The sequence below is a fragment of the Yokenella regensburgei genome, from assembly GCF_003634235.1.
GTDB lineage: Bacteria > Pseudomonadota > Gammaproteobacteria > Enterobacterales > Enterobacteriaceae > Yokenella > Yokenella regensburgei.
In genome coordinates, this window is sequence record NZ_RBIZ01000006.1 from 1 (window position 1) to 15,800 (window position 15,800).

Annotated in this window: 20 protein-coding genes; 6 read left to right on the forward strand and 14 right to left on the reverse strand. The window is 53.7% G+C overall.

Annotation, left to right across the window (positions count from 1 at the left end; genetic code table 11):
• The 9 genes from C7387_RS18075 to fkpA all read right to left on the reverse strand — a co-directional run.
• A partial coding sequence (locus C7387_RS18075; protein ID WP_038878821.1) for a GTP-binding protein occupies window positions 1-293 on the reverse strand: 293 nt, incomplete at its 3' end.
• 70 nt (window positions 294-363) lie between these two features.
• Complete coding sequence (gene fusA, locus C7387_RS18080) at window positions 364-2,478, reverse strand: elongation factor G (protein ID WP_006817512.1); 2,115 nt, start codon at window positions 2,476-2,478, stop codon at window positions 364-366.
• A 97-nt stretch (window positions 2,479-2,575) separates the two neighbouring features.
• Complete coding sequence (gene rpsG / locus C7387_RS18085) at window positions 2,576-3,046, reverse strand: 30S ribosomal protein S7 (protein WP_006817513.1); 471 nt, start codon at window positions 3,044-3,046, stop codon at window positions 2,576-2,578.
• A gap of 95 nt (window positions 3,047-3,141) precedes the next feature.
• Window positions 3,142-3,516, reverse strand: coding sequence for a 30S ribosomal protein S12 (gene rpsL, locus C7387_RS18090; protein ID WP_000246815.1), 375 nt, complete (start codon window positions 3,514-3,516; stop codon window positions 3,142-3,144).
• 125 nt (window positions 3,517-3,641) lie between these two features.
• Window positions 3,642-3,929, reverse strand: coding sequence for a sulfurtransferase complex subunit TusB (gene tusB / locus C7387_RS18095; RefSeq protein ID WP_038253937.1), 288 nt, complete (start codon window positions 3,927-3,929; stop codon window positions 3,642-3,644).
• 7 nt (window positions 3,930-3,936) lie between these two features.
• Complete coding sequence (gene tusC / locus C7387_RS18100) at window positions 3,937-4,296, reverse strand: sulfurtransferase complex subunit TusC (RefSeq protein ID WP_120817223.1); 360 nt, start codon at window positions 4,294-4,296, stop codon at window positions 3,937-3,939.
• A complete protein-coding gene (gene tusD, locus C7387_RS18105; RefSeq protein WP_038253934.1) occupies window positions 4,296-4,682 on the reverse strand; it encodes a sulfurtransferase complex subunit TusD in 387 nt (128 codons plus the stop codon). The genes tusC and tusD overlap by 1 nt, the downstream gene beginning before the upstream one ends.
• On the reverse strand, window positions 4,682-5,404 hold the full coding sequence (locus C7387_RS18110) for a helix-turn-helix transcriptional regulator (protein ID WP_006817517.1): 723 nt from the start codon (window positions 5,402-5,404) through the stop codon (window positions 4,682-4,684). The genes tusD and C7387_RS18110 overlap by 1 nt, the downstream gene beginning before the upstream one ends.
• A 178-nt stretch (window positions 5,405-5,582) precedes the next feature.
• Window positions 5,583-6,401: an FKBP-type peptidyl-prolyl cis-trans isomerase gene (fkpA, locus tag C7387_RS18115; protein ID WP_006817518.1), complete on the reverse strand. Its 819-nt coding sequence runs from the start codon at window positions 6,399-6,401 to the stop codon at window positions 5,583-5,585.
• Window positions 6,402-6,619: 218 nt separating this feature from the next.
• Here fkpA and C7387_RS18120 point away from each other — a divergent pair, with 218 nt between their 5' ends.
• Window positions 6,620-6,838 carry a protein SlyX gene (locus C7387_RS18120; protein WP_006817519.1) on the forward strand — a complete coding sequence of 73 codons (219 nt, stop codon included), beginning with the start codon at window positions 6,620-6,622 and terminating at the stop codon, window positions 6,836-6,838.
• A gap of 52 nt (window positions 6,839-6,890) precedes the next feature.
• On the opposite strand, the gene slyD is transcribed toward C7387_RS18120, so the two are convergent.
• The 4 genes from slyD to kefG all read right to left on the reverse strand — a co-directional run bounded on the left by slyD (window position 6,891) and on the right by kefG (window position 10,143).
• Entirely contained in the window at window positions 6,891-7,478 is a 588-nt protein-coding gene (slyD, locus tag C7387_RS18125) for a peptidylprolyl isomerase (protein ID WP_006817520.1), read from the reverse strand.
• 94 nt (window positions 7,479-7,572) lie between these two features.
• Complete coding sequence (locus C7387_RS18130) at window positions 7,573-7,773, reverse strand: YheV family putative zinc ribbon protein (protein ID WP_006817521.1); 201 nt, start codon at window positions 7,771-7,773, stop codon at window positions 7,573-7,575.
• Between the two features lie 10 nt (window positions 7,774-7,783).
• The gene (kefB, locus tag C7387_RS18135) at window positions 7,784-9,589 is read right to left on the reverse strand and encodes a glutathione-regulated potassium-efflux system protein KefB (RefSeq protein WP_006817522.1); all 1,806 of its coding nucleotides are present in this window, start codon (window positions 9,587-9,589) and stop codon (window positions 7,784-7,786) included.
• A complete protein-coding gene (gene kefG / locus C7387_RS18140; protein ID WP_120817224.1) occupies window positions 9,589-10,143 on the reverse strand; it encodes a glutathione-regulated potassium-efflux system ancillary protein KefG in 555 nt (184 codons plus the stop codon). The genes kefB and kefG overlap by 1 nt, the downstream gene beginning before the upstream one ends.
• A 122-nt stretch (window positions 10,144-10,265) precedes the next feature.
• Between kefG and C7387_RS18145 the strand changes: the two genes are divergently transcribed.
• Genes C7387_RS18145 through C7387_RS18160 form a run of 4 tightly spaced genes read left to right on the forward strand, consistent with a single transcriptional unit; the run spans window position 10,266 to window position 14,365 of the window.
• Complete coding sequence (locus C7387_RS18145) at window positions 10,266-12,170, forward strand: ABC transporter ATP-binding protein (RefSeq protein ID WP_006817524.1); 1,905 nt, start codon at window positions 10,266-10,268, stop codon at window positions 12,168-12,170.
• A gap of 52 nt (window positions 12,171-12,222) precedes the next feature.
• Window positions 12,223-13,245, forward strand: coding sequence for a hydrolase (locus C7387_RS18150; RefSeq protein WP_006817525.1), 1,023 nt, complete (start codon window positions 12,223-12,225; stop codon window positions 13,243-13,245).
• Entirely contained in the window at window positions 13,242-13,460 is a 219-nt protein-coding gene (locus C7387_RS18155; protein WP_006817526.1) for a YheU family protein, read from the forward strand. The genes C7387_RS18150 and C7387_RS18155 overlap by 4 nt, the downstream gene beginning before the upstream one ends.
• A gap of 35 nt (window positions 13,461-13,495) precedes the next feature.
• Window positions 13,496-14,365: a phosphoribulokinase gene (locus C7387_RS18160; RefSeq protein ID WP_006817527.1), complete on the forward strand. Its 870-nt coding sequence runs from the start codon at window positions 13,496-13,498 to the stop codon at window positions 14,363-14,365.
• Between the two features lie 51 nt (window positions 14,366-14,416).
• Here the strand turns inward: C7387_RS18160 and C7387_RS18165 are convergent, their stop codons facing one another.
• Window positions 14,417-14,821, reverse strand: coding sequence for an OsmC family protein (locus C7387_RS18165; RefSeq protein WP_038253927.1), 405 nt, complete (start codon window positions 14,819-14,821; stop codon window positions 14,417-14,419).
• 303 nt (window positions 14,822-15,124) lie between these two features.
• Between C7387_RS18165 and crp the strand changes: the two genes are divergently transcribed.
• The gene (gene crp, locus C7387_RS18170) at window positions 15,125-15,757 is read left to right on the forward strand and encodes a cAMP-activated global transcriptional regulator CRP (RefSeq protein ID WP_000242758.1); all 633 of its coding nucleotides are present in this window, start codon (window positions 15,125-15,127) and stop codon (window positions 15,755-15,757) included.
• Window positions 15,758-15,800 lie beyond the last annotated feature (43 nt).

The following is a 15,800-nucleotide window of genomic DNA, read 5'->3' on the forward strand; positions in this document are numbered from 1 at the left end:
TGCGCAGCACCGGTGATCATGTTTTTAACATAGTCGGCGTGGCCCGGGCAGTCTACGTGTGCGTAGTGGCGAGTCGGGGTGTCATATTCAACGTGAGAAGTGTTGATGGTGATACCACGAGCTTTTTCTTCCGGCGCGTTATCGATCTGGTCGAATGCACGAGCAGAACCACCGTAGGTTTTAGCCAGTACGGTAGTGATTGCAGCGGTCAGGGTAGTTTTACCGTGGTCAACGTGGCCGATGGTGCCGACGTTAACGTGCGGTTTTGTACGTTCAAATTTTTCTTTAGACACGGCTATATTCCTTACTATAGTGCTCTCCCCTCGTGGAGAGAGCACGGGACTTTGGTTTTAACCCTGCGGCTTATTTGCCACGGGCTTCAATAACGGCCTGAGCAACGTTGTTCGGCGCATCATCATACTTCAGGAATTCCATGGTGTATGATGCACGACCTTTGGTCAGAGAACGCAGCTGAGTTGCATAACCGAACATTTCGGACAGCGGAACTTCAGCGTGGATCTTAACGCCAGTTACTTCAGATTCCTGACCGCGCAGCATGCCGCGGCGACGGCTCAAGTCACCGATAACGTCACCGGTGTTCTCTTCCGGAGTTTCTACTTCAACCTTCATGATTGGCTCAAGCAGAACAGGTTTTGCTTTCTTGAAGCCATCTTTAAAGGCAATAGAAGCTGCCAGTTTAAACGCCAGCTCAGAGGAGTCAACGTCGTGGTAAGAACCGAAGTGCAGACGCACGCCGAGATCTACCACAGGGTAACCAGCCAACGGACCTGATTTCAGCTGTTCCTGGATACCTTTATCAACGGCTGGGATGTATTCGCCAGGAATTACACCACCTTTAATGTCGTTGATGAACTCGTAACCTTTCGGGTTAGAGCCCGGCTCCAGCGGGTACATGTCGATAACAACATGACCGTACTGACCACGACCACCAGACTGCTTAGCGTGTTTACCTTCAATGTCGGTAACTTTCGCGCGAATCGCTTCGCGGTAAGCAACCTGAGGTTTACCCACGTTAGCTTCAACGTTGAATTCACGCTTCATGCGGTCAACGATGATGTCGAGGTGCAGTTCGCCCATACCAGCGATGATGGTCTGGTTAGATTCTTCGTCAGTCCATACGCGGAATGACGGGTCTTCTTTAGCCAGACGGCCCAGAGCCAGACCCATTTTTTCCTGGTCAGCTTTGGTTTTCGGTTCAACGGCGATGGAGATTACCGGTTCCGGGAATTCCATACGCTCCAGAATGATCGGTGCGTTCGGATCACACAGGGTATCACCTGTGGTCACGTCTTTCAGACCGATCGCTGCAGCGATGTCGCCTGCGCGAACTTCTTTGATCTCTTCACGTTTGTTAGCGTGCATCTGTACGATACGGCCGAAACGCTCACGAGCAGCTTTCACGGAGTTCAGGATGGTGTCACCGGAGTTAACCACACCAGAATACACGCGGAAGAAGGTCAGGTTACCCACAAACGGGTCGGTAGCGATTTTGAATGCCAGAGCAGCAAACGGCTCTTCATCGCTAGCGTGACGCTCAGCCGGAGTATCTTTACCGTCGTCCAGCATACCGTTGATCGCAGGAACGTCAGTCGGGGATGGCAGGTAATCAATTACCGCATCCAGCATCGCCTGAACACCTTTGTTCTTGAATGCAGAACCACAGGTTACCAGGATGATTTCGTTGTTCAGAACGCGCTGACGCAGAGCTTTTTTGATCTCTTCTTCAGTCAGTTCTTCACCACCCAGGTATTTCTCCATCAGCTCTTCAGAAGCTTCAGCTGCGGATTCGATCAGGTTCTGGTGCCATTCTTCAGCCAGTTCCTGCATGTCAGCCGGGATATCTTCGTATTCGAAGGTAACGCCCTGGTCTGCATCGTTCCAGTTGATGGCTTTCATTTTCACCAGGTCAACAACACCGGTGAAACCTTCTTCAGCACCAATCGCCAGCTGCAGCGGAACCGGGTTCGCGCCCAGACGGGATTTGATCTGACCAACAACTTTCAGGAAGTTCGCGCCCATGCGGTCCATTTTGTTAACGAACGCAATGCGTGGAACTTTATATTTGTTTGCCTGACGCCATACGGTTTCAGACTGCGGCTGAACACCACCAACTGCGCAGTAAACCATTACCGCACCATCAAGAACACGCATGGAACGTTCTACTTCGATAGTGAAGTCAACGTGGCCCGGGGTGTCGATGATGTTTACGCGATGCGGTTCATACTGCTTAGCCATACCAGACCAGAATGCAGTAGTCGCAGCGGAAGTGATGGTGATACCACGTTCCTGCTCCTGCTCCATCCAGTCCATGGTAGCCGCGCCGTCATGAACTTCACCGATTTTGTGGTTTACACCGGTGTAGAACAGAATACGTTCGGTAGTAGTGGTTTTACCGGCGTCGATGTGCGCACTGATACCGATGTTACGGTAGCGTGCGATGGGTGTTGTACGAGCCATTTGATTCCTCGTTTGTCTCTTTAGGCGCTCAGATTAAGTAACCCAGAGCGGGCGGCTTCTCTGAAGCGCCCGCCTGGTGACTAAAACTCCGAAGGGATTACCAACGGTAGTGTGCGAACGCCTTGTTGGCTTCTGCCATACGGTGAACGTCTTCACGTTTCTTAACTGCAGTACCTTTGTTGTCTGCAGCATCAGTGAGTTCGTTCGCCAGACGCAGGGCCATAGATTTATCACCGCGTTTACGAGCAGCTTCAACGATCCAACGCATTGCCAGAGCATTACGACGAACCGGACGGACTTCAACTGGAACCTGATAAGTAGAACCACCTACGCGGCGGGACTTAACTTCGACAGTCGGGCGCACGTTTTCGAGCGCAACTTCGAATGCTTCCAGTTCATTTTTACCAGAGCGCTGAGCCAGGGTCTCAAGAGCACTGTATACGATTGTTTCTGCAGTAGATTTTTTACCATCTACCATCAGGATGTTCACAAATTTAGCCAGCAGTTCTGATCCGAACTTAGGATCCGGCAGAATTTTACGCTGACCAATGACGCGACGACGTGGCATGGAAATACTCCGTTGTTAATTCAGGATTGTCCAAAACTCAAAGAGTTAAGTTTGACATTAATATAAAACGTTTGGCCTTACTTAACGGAGAACCATTAAGCCTTAGGACGCTTCACGCCGTACTTGGAGCGAGCCTGCTTACGGTCTTTAACGCCGGAGCAGTCAAGCGCACCACGAACGGTGTGGTAACGAACACCCGGGAGGTCTTTAACACGACCGCCACGGATCAGGATCACGGAGTGCTCCTGCAGGTTGTGACCTTCACCACCGATGTAGGAGGTGACTTCGAAACCGTTAGTCAGACGCACACGGCAAACTTTACGCAGTGCGGAGTTTGGTTTCTTAGGAGTGGTGGTATATACACGAGTACATACGCCACGTTTCTGCGGGCATGCTTCCAGCGCAGGCACGTTGCTTTTCGCAACTTTGCGTGCACGTGGTTTGCGTACCAGCTGGTTAACTGTTGCCATTAAATAGCTCCTGGTTTTAGCTTTTGCTTCGTAAACACGTAATAAAACGACCTCATACAATATGAGGACGCGAAATTTTAGGGCTACGCCGAAAAGGTGTCAAGAAATATACAACGATCGCGTGGCTACCAGGCCAACTGGCCAGGGTGTTTTACCGCCAGTCTGACGAAATCAGTATAGTCAACCCTGACGACAGCGCTCGAAATTTGACCAGAAAGACCCCGGGCGTCAAGGTCTTCCTTTAAGACATAAAGCGATATGGGGGCATCTGCCAGCAATTCAAGAAACGGGTTGCCGTTAAGCGCCGCCAGCACACCATCGGAGAGCATCACCACTTCATCCCCTGCTTTCAACATACGGCACAACGTATGCAGGTCAGCATGCCAGGGGGAAGTACTCAGTGTATGCAACATAGCAGTCTCAGAACCTCAGAATAACGTCGAAACTATCGAGCTTCTGGCGCAGGGCATCTGGCTCCAGCACCTCGGCATCGATGACAAATTCGGTTTTGGTCGCAAGCCCACGCTCACGCAGCGCGGCAGAACAGACCCAGCACTGCTCAATATCGTAAAGCGGCAGCAACTTGAAAGTAGAGATGTAGTCACGGGCGAGTATGGCTTGCGGATGTTGCCCACAGAGCAACTGGAAAACACCGTCGCCAACAAAAAAGACGCCAATTTCGTCGGTCAGTGCGGAGGTAGCAAGTAAAGCATCCAGCCCTTCCCGGCCTGAGGTGCTACCGTGCGGGGCGCTGGAAAACACAAAAGCGACACGTTTCATCAGAACTGCACCATTCGATCGCAGGTTAACGCTGCTTCGGCGAGCGCACCCAGGCCACTGAGCGTAAACCCAGGCTGCAGATTAAAGCTGGCAAGGCCAAGCTGTCCCGCTTCGGTTTCATCGGTCACGCCACGGCGCAGCGCCGCGGCAACACAAATATGCAACGCGACACCATGTTCTTCATGCAACGCCTGCCAGGCACGCACAAGGTCAAACTCATCGCTTGCCGGAGAAGTCAGCTGATTGGCGTTGTACACGCCTTCACGATAAAAGAAGACGCTCTCCAGCTGATGATTCTCTTTGAGCAGCGCCTGAGCGAACTGCAGCGCGCTGCTTGCCTGCTGCGTACCATAAGCCGGGCCAGTGACCATCAGGGCAAAACGCATTACTTATCTTGCCCCTGGAAATCGCCGCTTTTGAACTGACGAATGTAGAGATACACGGTGTGCTTAGAGATGTTCAGACGGTCAGCAACCTGGTTAATCGCATCTTTGATATCGAAGATGCCTTTTTCATAGAGATTGAGAACGATCTGACGGTTTTTAGCATTATTTGAAACGTTGCGATCGGCATTCACCTCTTCAATGGTGAATTCCAGCGTCTGGGTCACGAGATCTTCGACGGACGAAGCAAAGTTCACCTGCGAGTTCACTTCCGGGGTTTCCGGTGGAATAAAGGTGCCCATAATCTGCGAGAACGGTACATCAAGGTTCATGTTGATGCACAGCAGGCCAATCACGCGGTGTTCGCGATTGCGGATGGCAATGGTCAGCGACTTCATCAATACGCCACTTTTGGCGCGAGTGAAATAACATTTGGAAACGCTGCTGTCTGCACCAGTCATATCGTGCAGCATGCGCAGAGCAAGATCGGTTATTGGAGAGCCGATTTTTCGCCCGGTGTGTTCACCGTTTGCAATTCGAATCGCGGAACACTTAAGGTCCTGCAACGAGTGCAATACAATTTCACAGTGAGAGCCGATGAGCATCGCTAACCCGTCCACAACCGCTTCGTATGATTTTAGAATAGCGAAATCGGTTTGATCGAAAGGACGTTGATCCAGTAAATCTAGCTCACTGGTTTCATTGGTTAATAGCGACCTGGACATGAAAAAAAGCACTCCTTTTCAGGAGCCTGTCGTTAGATGGTCAGGGCAGGCTCAGCATCATCATTATAAAGATAGGGGCATCTAAGGTAATACAGCGCATAAGGCGCTTTCCAGTGTTAATTATATCTGCCCCAAAATAAAAAAACCGCCGCCCTTGCAGGCGGCGGCTTCATCAGCCTTATTTTTTACTGGCGTCTGCCGCTTTATTGTCTGCGGCAGCGTCCGGCTTAGCATCAGCTTTCGGCGCTGGTTTCACATCCAGCAGCTCGACGTCGAATACCAGCGTGGAGTTAGCCGGGATGCCCGGAACGCCGGTTTTACCGTATGCCAGATCCGGTGGAATGACCATCTTGATCTTGCCACCTTTCTTGATGTTCTTCAGGCCTTCGGTCCAGCCCGGGATAACACCATCCAGACGGAAGGTCAGCGGCTCACCGCGGGTGTAGGAGTTATCAAACTCTTTACCGTCAATCAGGGTGCCTTTGTAGTTCACCACCACGGTGTCGGTATCTTTCGGTGCTTCACCAGTACCGGCTTTCTCTACTTTGTACAGCAGACCGGTAGAAGAGGTTTTCACACCCTTCTCTTTGGCAAAAGCGTCACGGAAGGCTTTGCCTTTCGCTTCGTTATCAGCAGCGTCTTTTTCCATCTTCTGCTGTGCAGAAGTCTTCACGCGGGTTTCAAACGCCTGCAGCGTTTGCTCGATTTCCTGATCTGACAGTTTGCTCTTATCGGCAAATGCATCCTGGACGCCAGCGATCAGCTGATCTTTATCCAGTTTGATGCCCAGTTTTTCCTGTTCCTTCAGGGAGTTTTCCATGTAACGGCCCAGCGAAGCACCCAGCGCATATGCGGATTTCTGGTCGTCGTTTTTGAAAGCGGCTTTGCTGTCGGCTGCAGCAGCTGGTTTAGCGGCATCAGCGGCGAAAGACAGCGGCGCGTTCAGCGCAACGGCCATGGTGGTTGCCAGAAGCGTTACTTTAAACAGTGATTTCATCCATTTCTCCAGGGCCGGGGCATCTCACCCCAGGGTTAACGTAAATGAGTAGCGTACTATAAAGCCTTGTGGAAGAAATCAACATATAGACTCTCCCTAATAACAGATCTTTTCAGACTCTTTTTGTGTAAATAAGTTTCCTCAGCGCGGTTAAGAAGCTGCGGCGACAGGGAAAGTTGAGTAGAATCCGCCCGCAGATAACCGTGATGAGGTGAACAATGCACGAGAAAACGATGGAAGCGCGACTGGCGGAACTGGAAAGCCGGCTGGCCTTTCAGGAGATAACCATTGAGGATCTCAACCAGACCGTCACCGCCCACGAAATGGAAATGGCGAAAATGCGCGATCATCTTCGCCTGATGGCTGAAAAGCTCAAAGCCAGCCAGCCTTCACAGATGGCGTCACCGTCTGAAGAGACGCCGCCTCCCCACTATTGAGGCGAAAAAAAAGCGGGATATTCCCGCTTTTTTTATACCCGATACGAATCGGTTAGTGGCAACCGCAGCCGCCATTACCGCCGCAACCGCCTTTACCGTGTTCGTGGTCATGACCGTGGCCGTGACCACCACAGCAACCGTCGTGGCCATGGTCGTGATCGTGGTGATGGTCGTGTGCACCGTGAACGTGGCCATGAGCCAGTTCTTCTTCGGTTGCTTCACGGATAGCCACAACTTCAACGTTGAACTTCAGGTTCTGGCCAGCCAGCATGTGGTTGCCATCAACCACAACGTGGTCGTCTTCAACTTCGGTGATCTCAACCGGAACCGGACCCTGGTCGGTTTCAGCCAGGAAACGCATGCCAACCTGCAGCTCGTCAACGCCCATGAAAACTTCTTTCGGAACACGCTGAACCAGGTTCTCGTCGTACTGACCGTAAGCGTCGTTCGCAGTGACCGCAACGTCGAATTTATCACCAACGTCGTGACCTTCCAGCGCGTTTTCCAGGCCAGAAATCAGGGAACCGTGACCATGCAGGTAGTCCAGCGGCGCACTCACCGGAGACTCATCAACCAACACACCGTCTTCTGTACGTACCTGATAGGCCAGGCTGACCACCAGGTCTTTTGCTACTTTCATGATATCTCCTGAGCATGGAAAGATTAGTGGCGCAGATTGTAGCGGAATTCTGCACCCGTGTACCCACTAGCTTAAAAAAAGACAGCACGGATCGCTACTCCGGATGAAAAATCCCGATCACTTGCTCTTCTTTTCGCACATGATCGCGAACCTCTTTATCGGCCTCGCGCATCTGGTGACCGCACTTAACACACTCAACAATATCGACATTATTCTCGCGCCACATGGCCATTGAATCCTGAGCCTGGCACGCCGGGCATTTCGCCCCAGCAATAAAACGTTTACGTACTGCCATTTTTCACCTTCTATTCGAATTCATCCCAGCCATCCAGCTGGCGTCGTTCCTGCTGCATCTCACGCTGGAAGATATCCTCCAGCTCGCGTCGCGCCTCTCTGACGCGAGAAATCTGTTGGGTGTCGGTATGCACCGGCATGAGCTCACGTAACATACGCATATCAAGACGGCGGAAGTGTAGCTGCGCACGCTGGGCCTGATGCGGGTGCATCCCGAGCGTGACCAGCGCTTTGCGCCCCAGCTCCAGCGCACTGGAGAAGGTCTCACGCGAGAACTGTTTCACCCCGGCCTGTAAAAGCTCATGTGCTTCTACTCGACCTCGCGCCCGCGCCAGAATATGCAGATGCGGGAAGTGCTGCTGGCAGATCTCCACCAGCTTCATGGTGTCTTCTGGCTCGTTGCAGGTGATAACAATCGACTGCGCATCCTCAGCACCGGCAGAACGCAGCAACTCCACCTGTGTAGCATCACCGTAATACACCTTGTAGCCGTATTTACGCATCAGGTTCACAGCGCTGATATCGCGCTCCAGCACGGTAATGCGCATTTTATTCGCCATCAGCAAGCGACCAATCACCTGACCAAAACGCCCGAAGCCCACCACAATCACCTGCGGCTTATCATCTTCTACCCATGGCGCTTCGTCCTCGGCTTCAGGGCCATTAAAGCGGTGCGACAACACCCTATCAATCACTTTCATCAACAGCGGCGTGGTCATCATCGACAGTGTGACCGCCACCAGCAAAAGTGCCATCTGATCGTGCTGGAACAGACGCTGCGATGAGGCCGTTGAAAACAACACGAAAGCAAACTCGCCGCCCTGGCTCAGCACTCCGGCAAACTGCATCCGCTCAGAACTGCGTAACTGGTACAGCCGCGCCAGCACGTACAGCACCAGCGTTTTCACCGCCACCAGCACCGCGACGCTAATCACCACCCACAGTAAGTGGGTGTAAAGCACGCCAAGATTGAGCGCCATGCCAACGGAGATAAAGAACAGCCCCAGCAGCAGACCTTTGAACGGCTCGATAGCAATTTCCAGCTCGTGTCGATACTCACTTTCTGCCAGCAACACCCCGGCGATGAACGTACCGAGCGCCATCGACAGCCCCAGCGCATCCATAAACAACGCCGAACCCAGCACCAGCAACAGCGTGGCGGCGGTGAACACTTCCCGCACGCCAGAGCCAGCAATGAAGCGGAAAACGGGTCGCAACAGGTAACGGCCCCCCACCAGTACGCCCGCGAAAGCCAGAACCTTCAGACCGATTTTGAACCAGTCCGGGTGTTCATCCCCGGCACCGGCCAGCAACGGTACCAGCGCCAGCGCCGGGATCACCGCCAGGTCCTGGAACAGCAGCACCGAAAAACCAAGCTGCCCTGCCTCACTGCGGTTCATACCTTTTTCCCGCATCAACTGCAGCGCCATCGCGGTCGAAGACATAGCAAGCCCAATCCCACCTACGACGGCGGCCTGCCACGAGAAATCCGTCAGCATCAAAAGCCCCGCCAGAATAGCCGCACTGAGGCCAACCTGAGCCGCCCCAACGCCAAAGATGGAGCGCCGCAGTTGCCAGAGTTTCGCCGGGTTCAGCTCAAGGCCGATGATGAACATCAGAAACACAACGCCCAGCTCGGAGAAATGCAAAATCTCATCAACATCGCTGATGAAACCTAACCCCCACGGGCCAATAGCGATCCCGGCCAACAGATAGCCCAGCACCGCGCCAATACCTATCCGCGCGGCCAACGGAACCGCAACGACGGCGGCAAACAGGAACAGCACGCCAGCCAGCAGCAAATTGGAAGCTTCCATCAGCGGCCTCCGACAATCACGGGAGAGGCCAGCCAGTCACCATAGGCGCGGGCGTGACTCGCCAGCTCCTCAGGAGGCTGACGGCGCGCCCAGTAAACGATGATAGGCGTCATCCAGTGCATGTGGCACATGGCGGCGGTGAGTTCGAAGGGACGTAAAATATCGCTCATCGGGTAGCGGTTTAACCCATCATGACGGTAGGCTGCTTCCGGCTCGCCGGTCGTGATGACGCTCCGCCAGTACTTTCCCGCCAGCTGGTTGCCCCCCACCCCGCTGGCAAACCCCCGGCTCAATACCCTGTCCATCCACTCTTTGAGCAACGCCGGACAGCTATAGGTATATAGCGGATGCTGGAAAACGATAACATCATGCTCACGAAGCAGAGCCTGCTCGCGCTGAATATCAATAAAGAAGTCTGGATAGTGTGCATAAAGGTCATGCACGGTCACATTCTGCAGTTGCAACGCCGGCTTAAGCAAAACCCGGTTAGCCGCCGAGTCCTGAGATTCCGGATGGGCATACAGCAGCAAAACTTTCGCTGTCTGAGACATCATCCCCCTCCCGGTTTTGTCTATCGTTATCGTTTTGGGCTACCATGGCGGCCCGGTGCGGAAAATTGCCCGCACATTACATTATCATAATGACAAATTAACATAGTCTGAACATACGGCGCCTTATGATTGTTTTCTCCTCATTACAAATTCGTCGCGGCGTTCGCGTCCTGTTGGATAACGCTACCGCTACCATCAACCCCGGGCAGAAAGTCGGCCTGGTGGGTAAAAACGGCTGCGGTAAATCCACGCTGCTGGCCCTGCTGAAAAATGAAATCAGCGCCGACGGTGGAAGTTTCACCTACCCGGGTAACTGGCAGCTCGCCTGGGTAAATCAGGAAACCCCCGCCCTGAAGGTGCCCGCTTTAGACTATGTCATCGACGGTGACCGCGAATACCGTCAACTGGAAGCCGAGCTGCAGCGCGCCAACGAGCGCGACGACGGCCACGCTATCGCGACCGTTCACGGCAAACTGGACGCGATTGATGCATGGACTATTCGCTCCCGCGCTTCAAGCCTGCTACACGGTTTAGGCTTCAGCAATGAACAGCTCGAACGCCCGGTAAGCGACTTCTCCGGTGGATGGCGAATGCGCCTTAACCTGGCGCAGGCGCTGATTTGCCGTTCTGATCTGCTGCTGCTCGATGAACCGACCAACCACCTCGATCTTGATGCCGTTATCTGGCTTGAGAAGTGGCTGAAAAGCTATCAGGGCACTCTGATTCTGATTTCCCACGACCGCGACTTCCTCGACCCGGTAGTGGGCAAAATTATTCATATCGAACAGGAAACCATGTTCGAATACACCGGCAACTACTCGTCGTTCGAAATTCAGCGTTCGACCCGGCTTGCTCAGCAGCAGTCGATGTTTGAAAGCCAACAGCAAAAAGTCGCGCACCTGCAAAGCTTCATCGACCGCTTTAAAGCAAAAGCCTCAAAAGCCAAGCAGGCCCAAAGCCGGGTAAAAATGCTTGAGCGCATGGAGATGATTGCCCCGGCGCACGTCGATAACCCGTTCCACTTTAGCTTCCGCGCGCCGGAAAGCCTGCCAAACCCGCTGCTGAAGATGGAAAAGGTCAGCGCAGGCTATGGCGAACGCGTCATTCTCGACTCCATCAAGCTCAACCTGGTGCCGGGCTCGCGTATCGGCCTGCTCGGCCGCAACGGTGCTGGTAAATCAACGCTTATCAAAATGCTGGCAGGCGAACTGGCGCCCATCAGCGGTGATATCGGTCTGGCGAAAGGCATCAAGCTTGGCTATTTTGCTCAGCATCAGCTGGAATTCTTACGGGCAGATGAATCACCGATTCAGCACCTGGCACGCCTTGCACCGCAGGAGCTTGAGCAGAAGCTGCGCGACTATCTGGGCGGCTTTGGCTTCCAGGGTGATAAAGTCACCGAACACACGGCACGTTTCTCCGGCGGCGAAAAAGCGCGCCTGGTGCTGGCGCTGATCGTCTGGCAGCGCCCGAACCTGCTGCTGCTCGATGAACCAACTAACCACCTCGATCTCGACATGCGCCAGGCGTTGACCGAAGCGCTGATCGAATTTGAAGGTGCATTAGTGGTGGTTTCGCACGACCGTCACCTTCTGCGTTCCACCACTGACGATCTGTATCTGGTTCATGATGGTAAAGTCGAACCGTTCGACGGCGATCTGGACGACTATCAGCAGTGGCTGACCGACGTGCAGAAGCAGGAAAACCAGCCAACGGAAGCGTCGAAGGACAACGCCAACAGCGCCCAGGCGCGTAAAGATCAGAAACGCCGCGAAGCAGAACTGCGTACTCAGACGCAGCCGCTGCGCAAAGAGATTACTCGTCTCGAAAAAGAGATGGAGAAACTTAATGCCGAGCTGGCACAGGCGGAAGAAACGCTTGGCGATAGCGGCCTGTACGATCAGGCGCGCAAAGCAGAGCTGACCGCCTGCCTGCAACAGCAGGCCAGCGCGAAATCCGGGCTTGAAGAGTGCGAAATGGCGTGGCTTGAGGCGCAGGAGCAACTCGAACAGATGCTGCAGGAGGGGTAATGTGGCTCGAATTCATAAACATGAAACCGGCCGGGCGGTATAGTAGAGCGCAATGACTCAGATAACCCCCGTAGATTTCGAATTACCACCGGAAGATGATGCCTCCTTCGTACCGATGCGAGGCGTTAAGAACTGCCACCTGCAGACCATGCTGCCGCGGCTAATTCGCCGCAAGCTGCAGTTCACTCCGCACTGGCAGCGTCTTGAGCTACCCGACGGTGATTTTGTCGATCTTGCCTGGAGTGAAGATCCCGAACAGGCGCGCCATAAACCGCGCCTGGTGGTCTTTCACGGGTTAGAAGGCAGCCTTTACAGCCCCTATGCCCACGGCCTGATCCACGCGGCGCAGCAGCGCGGCTGGCTCGGCGTAGTGATGCATTTTCGCGGCTGTAGCGGTGAGCCTAATCGTAACGAACGTATTTACCACTCCGGGGAAACCGAAGACGGCACCTGGTTCCTCAACTGGCTGCAACGCCAGTTTGGCAACGCACCTACGGCAGCGGTAGGGTATTCGCTCGGCGGGAATATGCTCGGCTGTCTGCTGGCGAAAGAAGGCGCCGACGTGCCGCTGAACGCCGCAGTTATTGTGTCCGCCCCCTTCATGCTGGAAGCCTGTAGCTATCATATGGATAAGGGTTTTTCCCGGGTTTATCAGCGTTATCTGCTAAACCTGCTCAAGGGTAACGCCGCCCGCAAGCTCAAGGCCTACCCTGGAACCCTGCCGATTAACCTGCGGCAGTTGAAAAGCGTGCGTCGTATCCGTGAATTCGATGATCTTATCACCTCGAAAATCCACGGTTTCGCGGATGCTATCGACTACTACCGTCAGTGCAGCGCTATGCCGGTCCTGAGTGAAATCAAAATTCCTACGCTTATCATCCATGCGAAGGACGATCCGTTTATGGATCACCACTCCATTCCTCCTCAGGAACAGCTGCCGCCAAACGTTGAGTATCAACTGACGGAGCACGGCGGCCACGTCGGCTTTGTGGGTGGCACCCTGCGTAAACCGGAAATGTGGCTCGAAAAGCGCATTCCCGACTGGTTAACCCGCTGGCTGAGGGCACAAGCATGATGATCCCCTGGCAGGACCTGAGCCCGGAAGCGCTCGAAAACCTGATCGAAAGTTTTGTCTTGCGCGAAGGCACCGACTATGGTGAACATGAACGTTCATTAAAAGATAAGGTCGCCGACGTTAAACAACAGCTGCAAAGCGGTGAGGCCGTGCTGGTGTGGTCCGAACTGCACGAGACCGTCAATATTATGTCGCGCAAGCAGTTTAACGGCTGACCCTCCATCACCATTGACTCAGGGAGCTGTTCGCTATGTCGGCCAAACACCCGGTTATTGCAGTCACGGGCTCCAGCGGTGCCGGAACCACAACCACCAGCCTCGCATTTCGTAAGATTTTCTCCCAGCTCAAGCTCCGCGCCGCGGAGGTTGAGGGCGACAGCTTTCATCGCTACACGCGGCCGGAAATGGATATGGCTATCCGTAAGGCGCGCGACCTGGGAAAGCACATCAGCTATTTTGGCCCGGAAGCCAATGACTTTAGCCTGCTCGAACAAACCTTCCACGAGTACGGCCTGAGCGGTAAAGGCCAGTCGCGTAAATACCTGCATACCTATGATGAAGCGGTCCCCTGGGACCAGGTGCCAGGCACCTTCACGCCGTGGCAGCCGTTGCCCGAACCTACCGACGTCTTGTTCTATGAAGGCCTGCACGGCGGCGTAGTGACAAAGGATCAGGATGTCGCCCGTCATGTCGATCTGCTGGTCGGCGTGGTGCCCATCGTCAACCTTGAGTGGATCCAAAAGCTGGTGCGCGACACCGGCGAGCGCGGTCATTCGCGTGAGGCAGTGATGGATTCCGTGGTGCGCTCAATGGAGGACTACATCAACTTCATTACTCCGCAGTTTTCCCGCACCCACATTAACTTCCAGCGCGTCCCGACCGTCGATACCTCGAACCCGTTTGCCGCAAAAGGGATTCCTTCGCTTGATGAGAGCTTCGTGGTCATTCATTTCCGTAATCTGGCGGGAATCGACTACCCATGGCTGTTGGCTATGCTGCAGGGCTCGTTCATTTCACATATGAATACTCTGGTGGTACCGGGCGGGAAAATGGGGCTGGCGATGGAGCTGATCATGGCGCCGTTGGTACAGCGAATCATGGAAGGGAAAAAAATCGGATAAACCTCACCCCTCTTCCGCCGGGAAGGGGGTGAGTGACCACCCGTATTAACATCAGCCTTCAACAACCTCATAGGAATGCGTGATGTTGACGGCTTTTTCCAGCATCAATGCCACCGAGCAATACTTCTCAGCAGACAGATCCACCGCGCGAGAGACGGTTGCATCTTTCAGATCTTTACCGGTCACGATGAAGTGCAGATTGATGTGGGTGAACAGGCGCGGAGCCTCATCACGGCGCTCAGAAGTCAGCTTCACTTCACAATCCGTCACGGCCTGGCGGCCTTTTTGCAGAATAGAGACCACGTCGATGGCGCTGCATCCGCCCGCCGCCATCAGCACCATTTCCATCGGGCTTGGTGCTTTATCTCCAGAGTTGCCATCCATCAAAATCTGATGACCCGAAGCCGACTCACCAAGGAAGGTTAACCCTTCAACCCATTTCACACGCGCTTGCATATTTTTTAACTCCTGAGTTGCAATTTTCTTCACAGATTACGCGCACATAACATTTCTCGCAATGGAAGGCGACGTGCATCATGCTGAAGCGAGACACCAGGAGACATGCGGCGAAAGCTATGCTAAAACATTCGGGATGCAACAGTGTTACATTGATAAATGACATGTCTGCAGAGGACATCACATAAGGCTGCTGAATATACCGTCAGCCCACTTCCCAGGTAGCGGGAAGAATTCGATTGCAACCCAGGGGCAGAAAGACTAATGCCGCTGGAGACAGCTTATAACAGAGGATAATCGCGCATGGTGCTTGGCAAACCGCAAACAGACCCGACTCTCGAATGGTTCTTGTCTCATTGCCACATTCATAAGTACCCGTCGAAGAGCACGCTTATTCACCAGGGTGAAAAAGCAGAAACGTTGTATTACATCGTGAAAGGCTCCGTGGCTGTACTCATCAAGGATGAAGAAGGTAAAGAGATGATCCTCTCTTACCTCAACCAGGGCGATTTCATCGGTGAATTAGGCCTGTTTGAAGAAGGCCAGGAACGTAGCGCCTGGGTGCGTGCTAAAACGGCTTGTGAAGTCGCTGAAATTTCATACAAAAAATTCCGTCAGCTGATCCAGGTAAACCCGGACATCCTGATGCGTCTCTCTTCTCAGATGGCTCGCCGTCTGCAGGTAACGTCTGAGAAAGTGGGCAACCTCGCCTTCCTGGACGTAACGGGCCGCATCGCGCAGACGCTGCTGAACCTGGCGAAACAGCCGGACGCCATGACTCACCCGGACGGGATGCAGATCAAAATCACTCGTCAGGAAATCGGTCAGATCGTGGGCTGCTCCCGTGAAACCGTGGGTCGTATTCTGAAAATGCTGGAAGATCAGAATCTGATCTCCGCACACGGTAAAACCATCGTGGTTTACGGTACCCGCTAAATCATGCCAGACGGCGCGCAACCTACCTCGCGCGCCGTTTTTG